The organism is Stakelama flava, from assembly GCF_019351405.1.
GTDB lineage: Bacteria > Pseudomonadota > Alphaproteobacteria > Sphingomonadales > Sphingomonadaceae > Sphingomonas > Sphingomonas flava_A.
Map to the genome: position 1 here is coordinate 26,010 of NZ_JAHWZX010000003.1, position 17,710 is coordinate 43,719.

General features: G+C 64.9%; 16 protein-coding genes. 11 read left to right on the plus strand and 5 right to left on the minus strand.

What is annotated here, in order from left to right; genetic code table 11:
- Positions 1-20: 20 nt before the first annotated feature.
- Both KY084_RS03830 and KY084_RS03835 read left to right on the plus strand, forming a co-directional pair.
- Entirely contained in the window at positions 21-827 is an 807-nt protein-coding gene (locus KY084_RS03830) for a DUF815 domain-containing protein (RefSeq protein ID WP_219237127.1), read from the plus strand.
- Positions 828-909: 82 nt separating this feature from the next.
- Positions 910-1,953, plus strand: a complete 1,044-nt coding sequence (locus tag KY084_RS03835) for a sensor histidine kinase (RefSeq protein WP_219237128.1) — start codon at positions 910-912, stop codon at positions 1,951-1,953.
- Positions 1,954-1,961: 8 nt separating this feature from the next.
- Here the strand turns inward: KY084_RS03835 and KY084_RS03840 are convergent, their stop codons facing one another.
- Positions 1,962-3,746, minus strand: a complete 1,785-nt coding sequence (locus KY084_RS03840) for an ABC-F family ATP-binding cassette domain-containing protein (RefSeq protein ID WP_219237381.1) — start codon at positions 3,744-3,746, stop codon at positions 1,962-1,964.
- Between the two features lie 107 nt (positions 3,747-3,853).
- Between KY084_RS03840 and KY084_RS03845 the strand changes: the two genes are divergently transcribed.
- From KY084_RS03845 to KY084_RS03860, 4 genes are all read left to right on the plus strand, one after another.
- Positions 3,854-4,159, plus strand: a complete 306-nt coding sequence (locus KY084_RS03845) for a hypothetical protein (RefSeq protein WP_219237129.1) — start codon at positions 3,854-3,856, stop codon at positions 4,157-4,159.
- A gap of 34 nt (positions 4,160-4,193) precedes the next feature.
- On the plus strand, positions 4,194-4,871 hold the full coding sequence (locus KY084_RS03850; protein ID WP_219237130.1) for a response regulator transcription factor: 678 nt from the start codon (positions 4,194-4,196) through the stop codon (positions 4,869-4,871).
- A 109-nt stretch (positions 4,872-4,980) separates the two neighbouring features.
- Positions 4,981-6,288: a sensor histidine kinase gene (locus KY084_RS03855; protein ID WP_219237382.1), complete on the plus strand. Its 1,308-nt coding sequence runs from the start codon at positions 4,981-4,983 to the stop codon at positions 6,286-6,288.
- A gap of 91 nt (positions 6,289-6,379) precedes the next feature.
- Complete coding sequence (locus KY084_RS03860; protein ID WP_219237131.1) at positions 6,380-6,559, plus strand: hypothetical protein; 180 nt, start codon at positions 6,380-6,382, stop codon at positions 6,557-6,559.
- A 93-nt stretch (positions 6,560-6,652) separates the two neighbouring features.
- Here the strand turns inward: KY084_RS03860 and KY084_RS03865 are convergent, their stop codons facing one another.
- Together KY084_RS03865 and KY084_RS03870 are read right to left on the minus strand one after the other, a co-directional pair.
- A complete protein-coding gene (locus KY084_RS03865) occupies positions 6,653-7,645 on the minus strand; it encodes an LLM class flavin-dependent oxidoreductase (RefSeq protein WP_219237132.1) in 993 nt (330 codons plus the stop codon).
- Positions 7,646-7,693: 48 nt separating this feature from the next.
- Positions 7,694-10,042, minus strand: a complete 2,349-nt coding sequence (locus KY084_RS03870) for a S8 family peptidase (protein ID WP_246586863.1) — start codon at positions 10,040-10,042, stop codon at positions 7,694-7,696.
- 134 nt (positions 10,043-10,176) lie between these two features.
- Between KY084_RS03870 and KY084_RS03875 the strand changes: the two genes are divergently transcribed.
- The 3 genes from KY084_RS03875 to KY084_RS03885 all read left to right on the plus strand — a co-directional run bounded on the left by KY084_RS03875 (position 10,177) and on the right by KY084_RS03885 (position 14,186).
- The gene (locus tag KY084_RS03875) at positions 10,177-10,839 is read left to right on the plus strand and encodes a pyrimidine 5'-nucleotidase (protein ID WP_219237133.1); all 663 of its coding nucleotides are present in this window, start codon (positions 10,177-10,179) and stop codon (positions 10,837-10,839) included.
- On the plus strand, positions 10,840-11,664 hold the full coding sequence (dapD, locus tag KY084_RS03880) for a 2,3,4,5-tetrahydropyridine-2,6-dicarboxylate N-succinyltransferase (RefSeq protein ID WP_219237134.1): 825 nt from the start codon (positions 10,840-10,842) through the stop codon (positions 11,662-11,664). It abuts the gene before it with no gap.
- Positions 11,665-11,777: 113 nt separating this feature from the next.
- The gene (locus KY084_RS03885) at positions 11,778-14,186 is read left to right on the plus strand and encodes an HAD family hydrolase (protein ID WP_219237135.1); all 2,409 of its coding nucleotides are present in this window, start codon (positions 11,778-11,780) and stop codon (positions 14,184-14,186) included.
- Between the two features lie 18 nt (positions 14,187-14,204).
- Here KY084_RS03885 and KY084_RS03890 read toward each other — a convergent pair whose 3' ends face one another.
- Both KY084_RS03890 and KY084_RS03895 read right to left on the minus strand, forming a co-directional pair.
- Positions 14,205-14,630: a CoA-binding protein gene (locus tag KY084_RS03890; protein WP_219237136.1), complete on the minus strand. Its 426-nt coding sequence runs from the start codon at positions 14,628-14,630 to the stop codon at positions 14,205-14,207.
- A 5-nt stretch (positions 14,631-14,635) separates the two neighbouring features.
- Positions 14,636-15,628, minus strand: a complete 993-nt coding sequence (locus tag KY084_RS03895; RefSeq protein ID WP_425516715.1) for an Mrp/NBP35 family ATP-binding protein — start codon at positions 15,626-15,628, stop codon at positions 14,636-14,638.
- Positions 15,629-15,672: 44 nt separating this feature from the next.
- Here KY084_RS03895 and hflK point away from each other — a divergent pair, with 44 nt between their 5' ends.
- Together hflK and hflC are read left to right on the plus strand one after the other, a co-directional pair.
- Entirely contained in the window at positions 15,673-16,788 is a 1,116-nt protein-coding gene (hflK, locus tag KY084_RS03900; RefSeq protein ID WP_246586864.1) for an FtsH protease activity modulator HflK, read from the plus strand.
- Positions 16,785-17,642, plus strand: a complete 858-nt coding sequence (gene hflC, locus KY084_RS03905; protein ID WP_219237137.1) for a protease modulator HflC — start codon at positions 16,785-16,787, stop codon at positions 17,640-17,642. Before hflK ends, hflC begins: the two co-directional genes overlap by 4 nt.
- The last annotated feature ends 68 nt before the right edge of the window (positions 17,643-17,710 follow it).

Sequence of the window (17,710 nt, forward strand, 5' to 3'; positions counted from 1 at the left end):
CCCCCGCTATAGCGCGTCCCATGACCGATCCGATGACCCGCATCGCCGAAGCGCTCGAACGGCTGGCGCCGCCGCCGCCCGAAGCGGCGGACCCGCAAGCGCATCCCGCCTATCTGTGGCATGGCGAAGCGCTGGTCGCGGCGCGATCCTTCCGCCCCTTGCCACTCGACCTGCTGCGCGGCGTAGATGGCCAGCGCGATGTGCTGCGCGCAAATCTGGACCGGCTGGCGCATCGACACGCGGCGCAGGATGCGTTGTTATGGGGCGCGCGGGGGACCGGCAAATCGGCGCTGGTCAAAAGCGTTGTCGGTGCGCTGCAGGCACAGGGCCGCTCGATCGCGCTGGTCGAGGTGGTGGCACCGCTCGCGACCTTGCCCGCGCTGTTTTCCACGCTGGCCGGTGTCGATCGCGCCTTTGCGGTATTCGTCGACGATCTCGGCTTTGAAGCGGCAAGCGAAGGGCGCGCGCTGCGTTCGATGCTGGAGGGCGGAGCCGACGCACGACCCGACAATGCGCGGCTGATCGTAACGGCGAACCGGCGGCATCTGCTGCCCCGCGACCTTGCCGAACAGGAAAGCGCGATCAATCCGCGCGATTCGATCGACGACAATCTGGCGCTCGCGGACCGGTTCGGGCTTAGCCTTGGGTTCCATGTCGTCGATCAGGATGCGTATCTGGCGATCGTACGCGGATATGTGCAGGCGCACGACCTTCCCTTCGATGCCGACGACGCATTGCAATGGGCGACGCGGCGCGGCAGCCGGTCGGGCCGGGTGGCCTGGCAATATGTCGTCGACCTGGCCGGACGCGCCGGCAAGCCACTCTGATCGAACCGAAAAAGCAACGCTTTGGCGCAATCGGACCAGTATCCGCCGCGTGGGGGCGATATGGTGCGCAATCGCGCTTGACTTGAAGGCGAAGGCCCAGCCACATCCGATTGTGGAGAATCTGGGGGAGCTGGACCTGTCCGAACGGCTGCGGCCGTTCATGCCGCGCTGGGTGGCGCAACTGGGCATCGGACTTGCTTGTGCGGCGATCGCTGCGCTTGTTCGCATGCTTCTTGACGCGGTGGTCCCCGGCGGCGCCGTTTTCGCGCTGATCTTTCCTGCCGCGATGCTGGCGACGTTCTTCGCACGCTGGCAGGCGGGCGCGGTGGCCGGTTTGGTGCTGATCCTCTACACTTGGTTCTTTCTGTACCCGGTGCGCAGTTCGTTTCGCTTTGCTGAAGCTGCCGGATCGCTCAGCGTTGCGTCGGTGGCGATTTCGGTAATCATCACGGTCGCCATCGCCGAACTGTTCCGCGCGGCGGCGCGACGCGCCACGCGCGAGCGCGACCGCCAGATCGCCGAGCGCGACCTGTTCCTTGCCGAATTCGATCATCGCGTGAAGAATAATTTCGCCGTGGTTGCCAGCCTGCTCGACATGCAGCGTCGCCGCGCGCGCGAACCTGCGACGGCCGATGCGCTGGGCGCGGCGCTCAACCGGGTGGACAGCATCGCTCGCGCACATCGTCATCTGTATCGCGGCGACAGCGGGCCGACAGCGGTCGATATGGCGACCTATCTGGGCGAACTGTGCGATGCGCTGTCAAAGGCGCAGATGCTGTATGGCGCGGTCCATCTTGAATGTCACAGCGATACGATCCGCATGCCGCGCGATCGCGCCGTGTCGATCGGGCTGATCGTCAACGAACTCGTCACCAACGCATCGAAACACGCTTTTTCAGGGCGCGCCAGCGGAACGATCGAGGTTTCGCTGCGCAGCGAGGGGGCGGGCTATGTGCTGACGGTCGCGGACGACGGCATCGGCATGCCTACCGGCCCCGTGCGCACGCGCGCCGATGGCGGGTTGGGACAAAAGCTGATCGAGGCGTTTGCGCGCCAAGCACGCGCGACGATGACGATGCAATCAGGCGCGAACGGCACCAAGGCGGTTTTTCACCTCGACCCGTGATCGTTTGCTCAGCCGAGCGATTCGGCCTGTTCAGCAAGTTCCAGCCAGCGGATTTCGGCCGCTTCCTTTTCGGCGCGAAGTTTTTCCAGACCGGCGGTCAGTGCCTGGAACCGCGCGGGGTCGCTGGTGAACAGATCGGGGTCGGCGAGCGCGGTTTCGTCGCGTTCGATCTCGCGATCGATTTCCTCGATCCTGCCGGGCAAACGGTCGTAATCGCGCTGATCCTTGTAACTTAGCTTCGCCGCCTTGGTTCTGGGCGGGCTACCTGTGCCGCCACCGCCTGCTTTCGCCTTCGCCTTTGGCTGCATCTTGGGTTTGCGCTTGGCTTCCCAATCGGCATAGCCGCCGGCGATCACGTCAACCGTGCCCGATCCATCCAGCCCCAGCGTGATCGTAACCGTGCGGTCGAGAAAGTCGCGATCATGGCTGACGATCAACACCGTCCCTTCATAATCGGCGATCACTTCCTGAAGCAGGTCGAGCGTTTCGAGGTCGAGATCGTTGGTCGGTTCGTCGAGTACCAGAAGGTTGGACGACCGGGCGAATTCGCGCGCCAGCAACAGGCGCGACTGTTCGCCGCCCGAAAGCGTGCCGATCTTCGCCTCGATCAGCGAGGGATCGAACAGAAAATCCTTCAGATAGCCCTGAACATGCTTTCGCGTACCGCGCACATCGACCCAGTCGCCGCCCTCGGCCAGCACGTCGCGCACCAGCTTGTCGGGCTGCATCAGGCTGCGCTGTTGATCGATGAAGATGCCGTCGAGCGTCTTCGCGCGCGTGATGGTGCCCGAATCGGGTTCGATCTCACCGGTCAGCAGCTTCAGTAGCGTCGTCTTGCCCGCGCCGTTCGATCCCACCACGCCGATCCGGTCGCCGCGCTGCACACGAAGCGAGAAATCGCGAATGATGGTGCGGTCGCCATAGCCTTTGGTGATCGTATCGGCGTCGATCACGATCTTCGTCTTGCTGTCGTCGCTCTCTACCGCCAGCTTCGCGGTGCCGGCGGGACCGACCATCGCGGCGCGGGTGGCGCGCATCTGATGCAGCTTTTCCAGCCGCCCCTGGTTGCGCTTGCGCCGTGCGGTGACGCCGCGTTCCAGCCAGTGCGCCTCTATCTTCAGCTTCGCGTCGAGCTTTTCGGCCGCGCGCGCCTCTTCGGCATAGACCTGCTCGGTCCAGGCTTCGAACCCGCCAAAGCCCACTTCGTTGCGCCGGATCGACCCGCGATCGAGCCACAGCGTCTGGCGGGTCAGCCGGGTGAGGAAGGTGCGGTCATGGCTGATGACGACGAATGCGCCGGTAAAACGGCCCAGCCAGTCCTCCAGCCAGTCGATCGCGGCAAGGTCGAGATGGTTGGTTGGTTCGTCGAGCAGCAGCACATCGGGTTCCTGCCCCAGCGCGCGCGCGATCGCGGCGCGCCGCCGTTCGCCGCCGCTGGCGGTTTTCGCGTTTCGCGACAGGTCGATGCCAAGCTGGTCGGCAATCGCTTCGGCGGCGTATTTCTCCGGCGCGTCGTCGCCCGACAGCACGAAATCGAGCAGCGTGTCGTATTTCGCGATGGCCGGTTCCTGTTCCAGCATCACCACTTTCGTGCCGGGGCGAATCGTCCGGCGTCCCGCATCGGCTTCAATCTGCCCGGCGATCAGCTTCATCAGCGTGGTCTTGCCCGCGCCGTTGCGGCCGATCAGTGCCAGCCGGTCGCGTTCGCCGATGAACAGGTTGAGATCGCGAAAGAGCCAGCCAGCGCCTTGCTGGAGCCCCAGATTTTCATACGCCAGAACAGGTGCCGCCATGGCGGGTGGAGGTAGGCGGAGCATGGCCGCTGCGCAAGCGGTGTGCTTGCATTCCCCTAACTGCGTCATTCACAGGCTGTTCAACGCGGGCAAGCTATGCCAACCCGATGCGAATGGTCGTCATCGCCCTTATGGCCGCCTGCGTGGTGTTCACAGGCCAGGCCCCCGCCGACGCGCAGTCGCGTCACAGCGACCAGAATGCGGCGCGTGAGGCGCGGCAGGCCGGGCGAATCCTTCCGTTGCGTGAAATTCAGCGCCGCGTCCTGCCGCAAATGCCGGACGCGCAATATCTGGGCTTCGACTTCGAACCGCCCACCGCCACCTATACGTTGAAGTTCCTGCGCGAAGGCGCGGTGATCTGGGTGGATGTCGACGGCCGGTCGGGCCATATTCTGCGCCGAACCGGCGGATGAACCACCGGTTCGGGCACAAGCACAGGGAAAGCATATGCGCGTTCTGATCGTCGAGGACGAACCCAATCTTCGTCAGCAGCTCCAGTCGACGCTGGAAGGGGCGGGCTATGCCGTCGATGCCGCCGCCGATGGCGAGGAAGGGCATTTTCTGGGTTCCACCGAAAGCTATGATGCAATCGTGCTCGACCTCGGCCTGCCCGAAATCGACGGGCTGACCGTGCTAGACCGCTGGCGCAAGGAGGGCAAGACAATGCCGGTGCTGGTGCTTACCGCGCGCGACAGCTGGTCGGACAAGGTTGCGGGGCTGGACGCCGGCGCCGACGATTATGTCGCCAAACCGTTCCAGACCGAGGAACTGATCGCCCGGCTGCGCGCGCTGATCCGCCGCGCCAGCGGCAATGCCTCGGCGGAGCTGACCGCGGGCGACATCCGCCTCGACACCCGGTCGGGCAAGGTGACCAAGGGCGGCGAGCCGGTGAAGCTGACCGCGCAGGAATACAAGCTGCTTTCCTATCTGCTCCATCACAAGGGCAAGGTGGTCAGCCGCACCGAACTGATCGAACATATCTATGACCAGGATTTCGATCGCGATTCGAACACGATCGAAGTGTTCGTGACCCGCATCCGCAAGAAACTGGGCGCCGATACGATCACCACCATTCGCGGGCTGGGCTACAGCCTGGACGAAGAGGGAGAGGCGGCGGCGCAGTAACGTTTCGCCCACCGACGCCCTGACTTCGCGCCCCGCCTTGGCCGCCGACCCCGCCCCCAGCCCGGCACCGCGCCCGCATGTGCGGATCACCGGTTCGCTCAGCCGCCGGATGATCTTCGTCGCGGCGGCGTGGATCATGCTGCTGCTCGCCGGTGGCGGCTTCGCGCTCGATCGGGTGCTGACCAGCGCGGTGACCAAGAATTTCGACGACCAGCTCGAATATCTGCTCAATTCGATGATGGTTTCGGCGGAGATCGGTCCCGATGGGGAGGTGATGTTCAACCGCCCGCTGGGGGATCAGCGGTTCCTTGAACCCTATTCGGGGCTGTATTGGCAGGTGTCGGGTCAGGGCTATGAACCCTTTCCCTCGCGCTCTTTATGGGATCGCCTGCTAAAGACCGACCGGGCGCATCAGGACATGCGCGTCCACGCCTATGACAGTAACCAGTTTGCCGACCAGAAATTGCGCGTGGTCGAGCGCGATCTCAAACTGCCCGGTTCGGAAGTTCTGTGGCGGTTTCAGGTGGCGCAGGATCGCGAAACGCTCGATGCGCAGATCGCGGCGATGCGCCGGACCATTGTGCGCAGCTTCCTGCTGCTGGGGCTTGGCCTGATCTTCATGGCGACGTTGCAGACCTGGTACGGGCTGATCCCATTGCGCAAGCTGAGGATCGCGATCGCACGGCTTCGCGCCGGCGAACTGACCCGGATCGAGGGCGACATGCCCGGCGAAGTCGCGCCGATGGTGGAGGAATTGAACGCGCTGGTGGCGCATAACGATCGCCAGGCGGAAGAGGCGCGGCGCCATGCGGGCAACCTTGCCCATGCGCTGAAGACGCCGCTTACCGTCATCATGAATGCCGCCAGCGCGCAGTCGGGCGAATTGTCCGAAACCGTGGTCCGCGAAGCGCGCACGATGCGGCGGCAGGTCGATCATCACCTTGCGCGCGCGCGCGCCGTCGGGCGACGCGGGTCGTCGCACAGCCGCTGCGACATCGGTGCGGCGGTCGATGCGGTGGAGCGCGCGGTGTCACGGCTCTATCCGCATGTCCGTATCGACGCGGACGCGAGCGAAGGCCTGATCGGGCATATCGAACGGCAGGACCTTGAGGAAATTCTTGGCAATCTGGTCGAGAACGCAGCCAAATACGGCGGCGGCAGCGTCTTCGTGACGGCGCGCGCCGATTCGGGCTTTGTCGAGATTCTGGTCGAGGATGACGGACCCGGTATCGCCGAAGCGGATCGCCAGCGCCTGTTCGAACGCGGCGTCCGGTTGGATACCGGCAAGCCGGGGACCGGGCTGGGTCTCGCCATCGTCCGCGACGTGGCAGAGATTTACGAAGGTTCGGCAAGCCTGGAAGAGAGCGAGGATCTGGGCGGTCTGCTGGTCCGCCTGCGCCTGCCCGCGGCGGGCTGAACGCTTTTCACTCGCGGCTTTGAGCCGACATTTGCGCGAAACATGCGCTGGTCAAAGGCTCGTTCGGCAGGGGGGAGCAGGAGACCGAATCATGCCCCCATTTTTCGACCTTCCTTCCCTGTCGCGGCGCGCCGAACAGGAAGCGATCATGGCGATCGCCTCTCCCTGTTCGGCCGCCGCTGACGCGCATGACAGCATATGTCGAAGCTATTGCGCCCTGTTTCGCAGCGCGATGCGCGCGCCCGCCGATCCGGTGGACGCGATCGCATGAAGCCGCCACGCGACCTGAAAATCGGGCTGCTTTCCTTTTGCGCCATCTGCGTCGCGATGCTGATCGTGCACGCGCTGTGACGACATTCTTCTATTATCTGTCGAGCGCCGCCATTGCCTCGGCGGCGATGGCGAAAGAGCGTTTGCGCTTTTCGGGATCGTGAATGCCGCCGGTCAGCATCAGTTCGTCGGCCCCGGTGCGCTCGATAAAAGCGGCGAGCCCGCGAGTTACGGTATCGCGCGAACCGATCGCTGAACATTCAAGTACCTGATCCAGAATGGCATTTCCCTGCGCGCCCAGTGTGGCGCGATAGTTTTCGACTGGGCGGGGAAGCGGCATGGGGCGGCCGGTGCGGATCGCGACAAAGGCCTGTTGCTGCGAACTGGCGAGATAGTCGGCCTCTTCATCGGTATCGGCGGCGATGACGTTGAAACCCAGCATCACATGCGGTTTGTCCAGCTGCGCCGATGGTTTGAAGTCGCGCCGATACAGCGCGATCGCCTGATCGAGTGCGGCAGGCGCGAAATGCGAGGCGAAGGCATAAGGAAGGCCAAGCGCCGCGGCGAGCTGCGCGCCGAACAGGCTGGACCCCAATATCCAGATCGGAACATTCGCGCCCGCGCCGGGAACCGCGCTGATGCCCGTTTGCCCGTCATCGGCGAAATAGCTTTGCAGTTCCATCACGTCGCGCGGAAACGCCTGCGGATCGCTTTCCAGCGTCCGGCGAAGCGCGCGGGACACCTTCTGGTCCGATCCCGGTGCCCGGCCAAGCCCAAGATCGATCCGGCCGGGATAAAGCGCATCGAGCGTGCCGAACTGTTCGGCGATCACCAGCGGCGAATGATTGGGCAGCATGATGCCGCCTGCGCCGACGCGAATGCTGCTGGTCCGTCCGGCGACATGGCCGATTACGACCGAGGTTGCGGCGCTGGCGATTCCAGGCATGCCGTGATGTTCCGCCACCCAATAGCGGGTATAGCCGCTTGCCTCCGCCTGGCGGGCAAGGTCGGCGGCGTTGGCAAGGGCGCTCGCCGCATCGCCGCCTTCGACGATGGGGACGAGGTCGAGCATGGAATAGGCAGTCATGCGCGTTCAGATGGTGGCGAGATGGCCCGCCTTCCAGTGCGCCGCCGGTCAGAAGTCCACCGAGAAGCGCAGCGCCATCCCGTAATCATCGGGAAGCGTTGCGATATTTCCAGGATCGCGGCGGTAGAAGAAATTGCTGGAAACGGTGCCGCCGATCCATGGCCGAGTATAGCCAAGCTCGGCGTTGACCTCCCGCCCGCGCGGGGCGAGGTTCAGCCGCTGGGTGCGAAACGCATCGACGCTTTCGCTGTCATAATCCCAGTTCGCGGGCAGGGTGAGGTCGATTCCCCCCGATGATACGCGCAGCGGCTGGCTGAGGCGCAGTGCGATCCGGTCGCCGCGGGTCCAGGCATCGCGCCTGCCGATATCGACCGCAAAGCCGCTGGTGCGGATCGTGCCGTCGCCGGCGATCGCGGCGTTCAGGTGCGCGCGGGTCCAGCCACGTCGCATGCTTGCGCCCGCTGACCAGCCTTCGCCCAGATCGGCACGGGCGGAGAGATCGGCGAACCAGCTTGTCGCGCTTGCCCCGCCCAGCGACCCTTCGAAATGCGCGCCGAGCACGGTGTCGCTTTCGTCTAGGCGGGTGATCGCGGCGCTTGCGCGTACCGGCCCGACCGCACGGTCGATCGCCAGCGTAGTGCGGTTATAGTCATAGCGGTCCCATCGCCCGCGCGCGGCTTCGATCGCTTCGTTCGCGCGGTCCAGCGCCGAACCGCGCTCCGCGGCCGCCGTCACGCCCCATTCGCCGAAAACCTGACGAATTGCAGCGGCGGCATCGATATCGGCGGCAAAACCAGCCACGCGCGTCGGATCGTCGGCGATCAGGAAGGCGGGTTGCGCCTGCCCGGCAAGACCGGCGGCAAGCGCCGTCCCGCTTTGCGATGTGGCGATGGCGAAGGACAGGTGCTTGCCCAGCTGCGTACTGACGCTGGCGGCGATGCCGCGCGCGGCGCGCATGTCGCTTTGCGCAAGGCCCAGTGGTTCATAGCCGCTGTTCGACATGCCCGGCGCGATCGTCACCGCAATGCCGGTGGCTCCGGCATCCACGCCGAGCGTACGCCGCCCGGCACCCAATGCGGCGGCAAGCATGGTTTGCGGTCCCGAATTGCGGATCGTGCCCGCAAGGTCGAGCGTATAGGCGCGATCGTATCGGTCGAGCGCCACCGTCTCCAGCGCGCCGGTCGCCGCATCGCCCATCGGCGCGGAAAGCGTCGCATTTACGTCCATCGACGCCACCGCATCGGTGCCCGCGACCGACATGGTTCCCTGCGGCTGGAATGCCTCTGTCAGGTCGAGGACGCCGTTGCCGTATACGCTGTCGACGCCGCTCTCCCCGGCATCGCGCGCGGTGCGAAAAAGCAGGTCGACGATCTGCTTGCCGGTCAGATTGGGGAAGGCCTGGGCGAGAAGCGCGATTGCGCCCGAAATCTGCGGCGCGGAAAAGGAGGTTCCCGCCCATCGATAGGTGGTGCCGTCAAGCCCGGGGGCGAGCACGCCTTCGCCCACGGCGGTCAGATAATGCGCTGCGCTTGCCCCCGCCCGATTGCTGAAGCTGGAAATGGTGTCGGATGAATTGACCGAACCGGCGATGATGATCAGTCCGTTGGACAGCGACGGATCAAGCGCCGGATCGGTAAAGCCGTTCGGATTGGCCTCGCCGTCATTGCCCGCGCTCATCACCAGAATGATTCCGGCCGCGGTGGCATCGGCGATCGCCTGTTTCATCCGCGCGCCGGGCGCATCGCCGCCAAGCGACAGGTTGACCACGCGCGCACCCGCCGCGCGCGCAGCGTCGAGCCCCTTCGCGATATTGCTGTCGAGGAACGAGCAGTCGCCGCCATCGTCATCGCTTTCCGCGGCGCAGCTGGCGGGGGTGTCCGCGCGCACCACGAGCAGCGAAGCATCGAACGCCACGCCCTGGCCCGGCAGCGTCTGGCCATCGCGCCCGCCGGCAAGCGTGAATGCGACCGCAGTGCCATGGCCGTCTTCATCCTCGATCGTCGATCCGCCCGCCACGTTCAGCGAAGCGGAAAGCACCCGGTTGCCGAACTGCGCGCTGTCGGTGTCGATGCCGGTGTCGATGACCCCTGCGATAACGCCGCTTCCCGTCGCTCCCGCCTGATACGCGGCGAGCGCGTTCATCGAGACGGGGCCGGCCGAGCCGCGATATTCGGCGGTGTCGTAATTGGTGGCGGGCGGCGTCGGGGTCGGAGTCGGGGGGGTCGGAGTCGGGCTGGGCGAAGGCGTCGGGACAGGCGCGCTGCTCGCGGGCGGCGGGGTGGTCGATACGCCGCCACCACCACCGCCCCCGCTGCACGCGGCAGTGGCAAGCGCGATGGCCAGTGCGCCCGTGCGCTGAAGCAATATGGTCGCTTGTCGGGTCATCCTGTCGGTCATTATAGGCCGTCCCCCTGTCTGCGGTTCGCGGCCAGCATAGTTTTTAAGCTATTGAATTGGTCTTAATGGACTTTTCGTACGCGCATATGTCGGCCATTGCCGGGCGCGCGATCGCCGCCTAGAGCGCATGTCGCATGATCGACCGCCTGGCCCATATCGACACCTGGATCTTCGATCTGGACAACACGCTGTATCCGGCAAGCGCGAACCTGTTCGCCCGGATCGACGCGCGAATGACCGATTATGTCGCCCGGTTGCTGGGCTGCGATCGGGACGAAGCATTTCGTGTGCAGAAGGAATATTTTCATGCGCATGGCGCGACGCTGTTCGGCCTGATGGCCGATCACGGCGTCGATCCGCACGATTTCCTTGAGTATGTTCATGACGTCGAAATGGACGTGCTCGAACATGACGCGCCGCTCGCCGCTGCTATCGCGAAGCTGCCGGGAAGGAAGCTGGTCTTCACCAATGGCGATGCCCCTTATGCGCGGCGCGTGCTCGACCGGCTGGGGCTTGGCGAAACATTCGAGGCGATCCACGACATTCATGCGACCGGCTATCGTCCCAAGCCCGATCCGTCGGGGTATCGCGGCTTTTGCGACGCCTATGCGGTCAGGCCGGAAACCGCGCTGTTCGCGGAGGATATGGCGCGCAACCTGAAACCGGCAAAGGCGATCGGCATGGCGACCGTGTGGGTGGACAACGGGTCCGAACAGGGCGTGGAGGCCGAACGCGATTTCATCGATTTCACGACCGGCGATCTGCGCCGATGGCTCGAAGCGATTCAGGAGGCATAATTGAGCGAGCAACTGCAAGCGATCATCGATGCGGGCTGGGAAGACCGCGCGTCGATCGGGCTGGGTACCAAGGGCGAAATCCGTGATGCGGTGGATGCGGCGCTGACCCTGCTCGACACCGGGCGCGCACGCGTCGCCGCGCCAGACGGCGCGGACGGCTGGCAGGTGAACCAATGGCTGAAAAAGGCGGTGCTGCTGTCGTTCCGGCTCAACGACAATGTCGAAATGAGCGGTCCGGGCGGTACAAGCTGGTTCGACAAGGTGCCATCCAAATTCGAAGGCTGGGGCACCGACCGGTTCCGCGAAGCGGGGTTCCGCGCGGTGCCCGGCGCAATCGTCCGGCGCGGATCATTCGTCGGCGAGGGCGCGGTGCTGATGCCCAGTTTCGTCAATATCGGCGCCCATGTCGGTGAAGGCACGATGGTCGACACCTGGGCCACGGTGGGCAGCTGCGCGCAAATCGGCCGGAATGTCCATCTGTCGGGCGGTGCCGGCATTGGCGGCGTGCTCGAACCGCTTCAGGCCGATCCCGTCATCATCGGCGATGGCGCGTTTATCGGTGCGCGATCCGAAGTGGCGGAGGGTGTTCGCGTGGGCGAAGGCGCGGTGCTTTCGATGGGCGTGTATCTGGGAAAATCGACCAAGATCATCGACCGCGAGACCGGCGAGGTCACCCGCGGCGAAGTGCCGCCGTTCGCCGTCGTCGTTCCCGGTTCGACCGGCGGTGGCGAGGGCAGGCCCGCGCTGTATTGCGCCGTCATCATCAAGAAGGTGGATGAGGGCACCCGCGCCAAAACCAGCATCAACGAACTGCTGCGCGACTGACCGCAGGCGTCGCGCGGGCGGCAGGCGGCCCGCGCATCCCCGGACCGACAGTTCGGACGGCGACCGCCTTTGGCCGCGCCATCCTATAAAACTATCGGTCCAGGGGAGCAAAGATGACCGATATGACGATCCTGCCGCATGCCTTGCCCGACGCGCTGGATGCGCATGGCGGCGCGAAAATCCTTTCGCTCGACTGTTTCGACACCTTGTTGTGGCGCGATTGTCACGCGCCGCAGGATCTGTTTCACCTGCTCCCCGGCCTCACCCGGCAACAGCGCATCTGGGCGGAACAGCATGCCCGCCGATCGGCGATCCTGCGCCATGGGCGAAACGAAGCGACGATCGAGGAAATCTACGCGCACGCCTTCCCCAATGCGGATGATGGCGCGCGCGCGGCGGGCGTTCGCGCCGAGATCGATATCGAGGCACGCCATTGTTTCGCCTTCGCCCCCACGGTGGCGCTCATGCGCAAGGCGAAGGCGGCAGGGATGAAGGTGGTGATCGTCAGCGACACCTATTTCAGCGCAAGCCAGCTTCGCGACCTGATCGCACGCGCGGCCGGCGAGGCGGTGACCGACCTGATCGACCGTATCTTCGCTTCGTCCGAGCATGGCAGGTCGAAGGGAGAAGGGCTGCTCGGCATCATGCTGAAAGCGATGAAGAGCAAGCCCGGACGCGTGCTGCACATCGGCGATAACCCCAATGCCGACCTGAAAGCGGCCCAGACGCTGGGCATCCCGGCGCTTCATCTTGTCCAGTTTTCGCCCGCAACGGTGCAGCGGCTTCGCCTGGAAGCGGCATCGGGCGGCATCGTCGAATCTGGGCGCGCGCCGTTCCAGCCGCACCGCGCGACGCTGGCCGCGGGCGAACCCGCGATCGACGATCCCGCGGCGGCGCTGGGCTATTCGGTGCTTGGCCCGGTGTTCGCGCCCTTCGCCCGCTGGGTAAAGGCGGAAGGAGAGACGCTGGCGCAGCGCGGCGGGCGCGTTCATCCTCTTTTCCTGATGCGCGACGGGCATTTGCCGCACCGCGTGTTCGATACGCTTTTCCCCGATACGCAAAGCCATGCGATCGAGATGAGCCGCTTCACCGCCATCGCGGCGAGCCTCGACAGCGAAGCGCGGATACGCCGCCATGTCGAGGCAGAGATCGGCAACGGCACCCCCGCCGAGCTGATGAAGCAGTTGCTGTTCACCGAAGCCGAAATTGGCGAGGCGGAAGCTGGTTTGCCGTCCGGTGCGAAGCCGGTGCGCGCCCTCCATCGCCTTGTCCTGTCGCGAGAGCGGATCGCGACCACGATCGCGCGCGCGCGCGCCTTTGGCGACCGCTTGGAGGCGTATCTTCGCCGCGAAGTCGATCTTGCGCCCGGCGACACGCTGATGCTGATCGACCTTGGCTATAACGGCACGGTGCAGAATCAGGTGGAGCCGGTGCTGCGCGAACGGCTTGGCGTCGATGTGGCGGGCCGGTATCTGGTGCTGCGCGAACAGGATGCCAGCGGTCTCGACAAGGCGGGGCTGATCGATGGATCGACGCATGACGCCGATATGCTCGAATCGCTTGCCGCCAATGTCGCGGTGCTCGAACAGCTATGCACCGTCTCGCAAGGATCGGTGATCGATTATGACGATGACGGCGAACCCGTCCGCCGCGCGGCGAGCATCAAGGGACGCCAGAGCGATACGCGCGAGGCGGCGCAGCGCGGGTGCCTCGACTATGCGCGGTGCGATCGCGACGCGGTGCTGCGCACTGACGACAGCGGTTGCAGCGCGCTCGAACGACGCGCCGCCGCTGCGGTTCTGGCGCGGCTGATGTTCCTGCCGCAGTCCGAGGAACTCGCCGTGCTCGAACGGTTCGAACATGACGTCAATCTGGGCGGCGACGATGTCGTCAGGCTGTTCGACCGGGATGTCGCGGCGAGCGGGCTGAAGGAACAGGGGCTGTTCTATCTGAAGGATGCGGATCGCATGTATCTGCCTGCCGAGCTTCGCGGGCACGGGCTGCCGCTCAATCTGACGCTGTTCGCGCAGCGGCGCTTCGGGCTTGATCTGCGTCAGGCGGATTTCTGCGACAGCGGCGTGGATGTGCCGCTGCTACTCGCCGATGGGCGCGACGTCACCCAGTCGAGCGTTCGCGCAAAGCCGACGCATGACGGCCATTTCGTCGCCACCGTGCCAGTGGGCGCTGGGCAGTTCGCAGTCGGCCTGCAATTCGGCAAGGCATATGAATGGCTTCAGATCGTGTCGGCGCGCTTTCTGCCGGTCGAATATTTCGACAGCGGACGCGACGCAGGGCCGGCAAAGCCGGTCGATGCGGTGCCCACGCTGGAAGGCATGACCCAGGTCGCGCCCTATCTGTTCAGTTGCGAGGCGGAGGGCTTCCTGATGGTTCCGCCGGTCGCAGAGATCGTCGGAGGGTCGCCAATGGTGCTGTGCGTTGCGTTCCGCCCGCTGGTCGAGCGGGAATGCGCGCCAGTGCCGGTCGAGCAGGCAACGCATATATTGGCTACTGAGCGCCGCTAATCCGGCTGCCCCGGCGGTTCAGGCGACGGCGGCGATGCCCAGCCGCGCAATCTCTATCTTGGGGCAGCGGTCCATGACGACTTTAAGGCCCGCCGCCTCGGCGCGTGCGGCGGCGGCTTCGTTGATGACGCCAAGCTGCATCCACACCGATTTCGCGCCATGGGCGATCGCCTGGTCGACCGCTTCGCCGGCGGCGTCCGAATTGCGGAAAATATCGACCATATCCACATTTTCGACCTGATCGAGTTCGCGAAACACGAATTCGCCATGGATATGTTCGCCGGTGATCGACGGGTTGATCGGAATTACGCGATAGCCGTATCCCTGAAGAAATTTCATCACGCCGTTCGATGCCCGGTCGGGCCGGTCGGACGCACCGATCATGGCGATGGTGCGCGTTTCTTCCAGCAGCGTCCTGATATCCTCGTCGCGGGTCAGCGGCATATCCCTTATCCTTTCAGCGTGCCCAGCCAGTCGGCGACCTTTTCGCCTATTTTTCCGAACGCCCGCGCCTGCGGCCCGTTCCCGCTTGCCGGTGGCGTGCCCGCGTCCGACTGGGTGCGAATCGCGATGTCGAGGGGAATGCGGCCAAGAAAAGGGACACCCATTTCCTGCGCCGCCGCTTCGGCACCGCCGCGTCCGAACGGATCGGATATCGCGCCGCATTCGGGACAGGCATAGCCCGCCATATTCTCGACAATGCCGATGATCGGGACATCGGTCTTCGCGAACAGGTCGATCGCACGGCGCGCATCGATCAGCGCAAGGTCCTGCGGCGTGCACACGATCACCGCACCGGCAGGCTTGTGCTTTTGCACCATGGTGAGCTGAACGTCGCCGGTGCCCGGCGGCAGGTCGAGGACAAGCGTATCGATCTCGCCCCAGTCGGCGTCGATCAACTGGCCGAGCGCGCCTCCGGCCATCGGCCCGCGCCAGGCGAGCGCCTTGCCCGGATCGACGAGCTGGCCCATCGACAGCAGCGGCACGTCATAGGCGGTGGGCACCGGGATCAACGTCTTGTCGCGCGCTTGCGGCCGGGTGCCCGCCACGCCCATCAGCACCGGTTGCGAAGGTCCATAGATATCGGCATCGACCAGCCCGGTCGCACGGCCGCCCTTTGCCAGCGCGACCGCCAGATTCGCCGATACGGTCGATTTGCCCACGCCGCCCTTGCCGCTGGCGACCGCGATCAGCTTTCGCCGCACCCGGCTCTGGGTGCGCGCGATGCGCACTTCGGCCACCCCGGCCACGGCGGCAGCCGCCGAGCGGACATCTTGTTCCAGCGCGTCGCGCGTGGCTTCGGGCAGGCCGGTCACATCGAGAATGATATCGACGCGCCCTTCCTTGGCCCGCGTGCTCGCCCGACCCGCCGCCACGGGGGCGAGCGCGGCGTCCAGATGCTTGGTATCGATCATGCCGGGCCAGATAGGAGGAAATCGCATTCTCGCCACTATAAATCGGCGCGCATCTGCCTATAAAGGCATGCATGGCCTATTGGACGGGGTGGATGACGCGCATCGGCGCGATCCTGAAGAGCGACAGCAAGGGTCCCTGGGGAAACGGGGGCAATGGTGACGGCGGCGAATCCGGCGGCAACGGGGGCGGTCCGCGCAATCCGTGGCAATTCCCGCCGGAGGGGCGCAGGCGCGGCGGCGGCAGCGTCACCTCGCTTGACGACTTCCTGAAACGCGCGCGGCGCGGCGGCGGCGGTCCCGGCGATACCGGCGGCGGCGGCGGATTTCAGGCGCCGGGCGGGCGCGGAATCTGGCTGATCGGGATCGGGCTGATCCTGCTCGTCTGGCTGGTTTTCACCAGCTTTCACGTCATCGGTCCGCAGCAGCGCGGCGTGGTGACCATGTTCGGCAATTATTCGCGCACGCTCAGCCCCGGCATCCAGCCCACGCTGCCCGCCCCGATCAATTCGGTCCAGAAGGTCGATGTCGAAAAGATTCGCGAAGACAGCTTCCCGCAGGGCGGTGGCGAGAATCTGGTGCTCACGGGCGATCAGAATATCGTCGATCTGAGCTATCAGGTCCGCTGGAACGTTTCCAATCCGCAGAATTTCGTGTTTCAGATTCGTAATCCCGAAGACACGGTGCGCGCCGTGGCGGAAAGCGCCATGCGCGAGGTGCTGGCCGAAGTGACGCTGGATGAGGCGATCGGTGCCGGCCGTTCGGAGATTGAGGGCCGTGTCGCGCAGCGCATGCAGCAATTGCTGAACGAATATCAGGCCGGCGTCGCCATTCAGGGCGTGGCGATCAAGAATTCGTCGCCCCCCAGCGAAGTGGACGAAGCGTTCAAGAAGGTGACCGCGGCGCAGCAGGATGCACAGGCAAACATCAATCAGGCGCGCGCCTATGCCCAGCAGATTCTCGCCGGTGCGCAGGGCGAGGCGGCCGAGTTCGACAAGATATACGCCCAGTACAAGCTGGCCCCCGATGTGACCCGGCGGCGGCTTTATTATGAAACGATGGAGAAGGTTCTGGCGAAGTCCGACAAGACGATCGTCGAACCCAAGGGCGTTGTTCCCTATCTCCCGATGGCGCAGGGCGGGAAAGCCAATACCGCCCCCGCGACCCAGGCGCAGGGAGACGGCCAATGAACCGAGGTTTCTGGCGTAATCCGATGACCCTTGCCGTCGCGGCGCTGGTCGTCGTGATCATCCTGCTCAACACCTTCACGATCGTCCCCGAATACCGGCAGGCGGTGGTGTTCCGTTTCCAGCAGCCGATCAAGACGGTGAACCGCTGGAAGCCCAATACGCCGCTGGGACGCAGCGGTGCGGGCGTGATCGCCAAAATTCCGTTCGTCGATCGCGTGGTATGGGTGGACAAGCGAGTCCTCGACCTCGAACTCGACAATCAGCCGGTGCTCTCGACCGACCAGCTCCGGCTGGAAGTCGACGCGTTCGCGCGGTTTCGAATCACCGATCCGCTGCGCATGGTCGTGACCGCCGGTTCGGAAGACGCGGTGCGAACCGCGCTTTCACCGCTCCTTGGTTCGGCGCTTCGCAACGAACTGGGCAAGCGCGAATTCGCGGCACTGCTCAGCCCCGAACGCGGCCAGGTGATGGAAAATATCCAGGTCGGACTGAACCGGGTCGCCAGGCAATATGGCGTCCAGATCGTCGATGTGCGGATCAAGCATGCCGATCTGCCGTCAGGAAGTCCGCTCGACAGCGCGTTCCAGCGGATGCGCACCGCGCGTGAGCAGGAGGCGCTGACGATTCGCGCGCAGGGGCTGAAAACGGCACAGATCATTCGCGCCGATGCCGATGCGCAGGCGGCGAAAATCTATGCCGACAGTTTCGGAAAAGACCCGAAATTCTATGACTTCTGGCGTGCGATGCAGTCCTATCGCCATACCTTCGGCGTGGACGGCACGAACCCGGAAGGCAAATCGACGATCATCCTTTCCCCTGATAATGAGTATCTGAAAGAATTCATGGGGCAGTAAGGCGCTGTCGTTTCGTTCATATTCAATCGAGGTTCAGCATTTTTGCGGCATAGGGCGGCATCAATGCT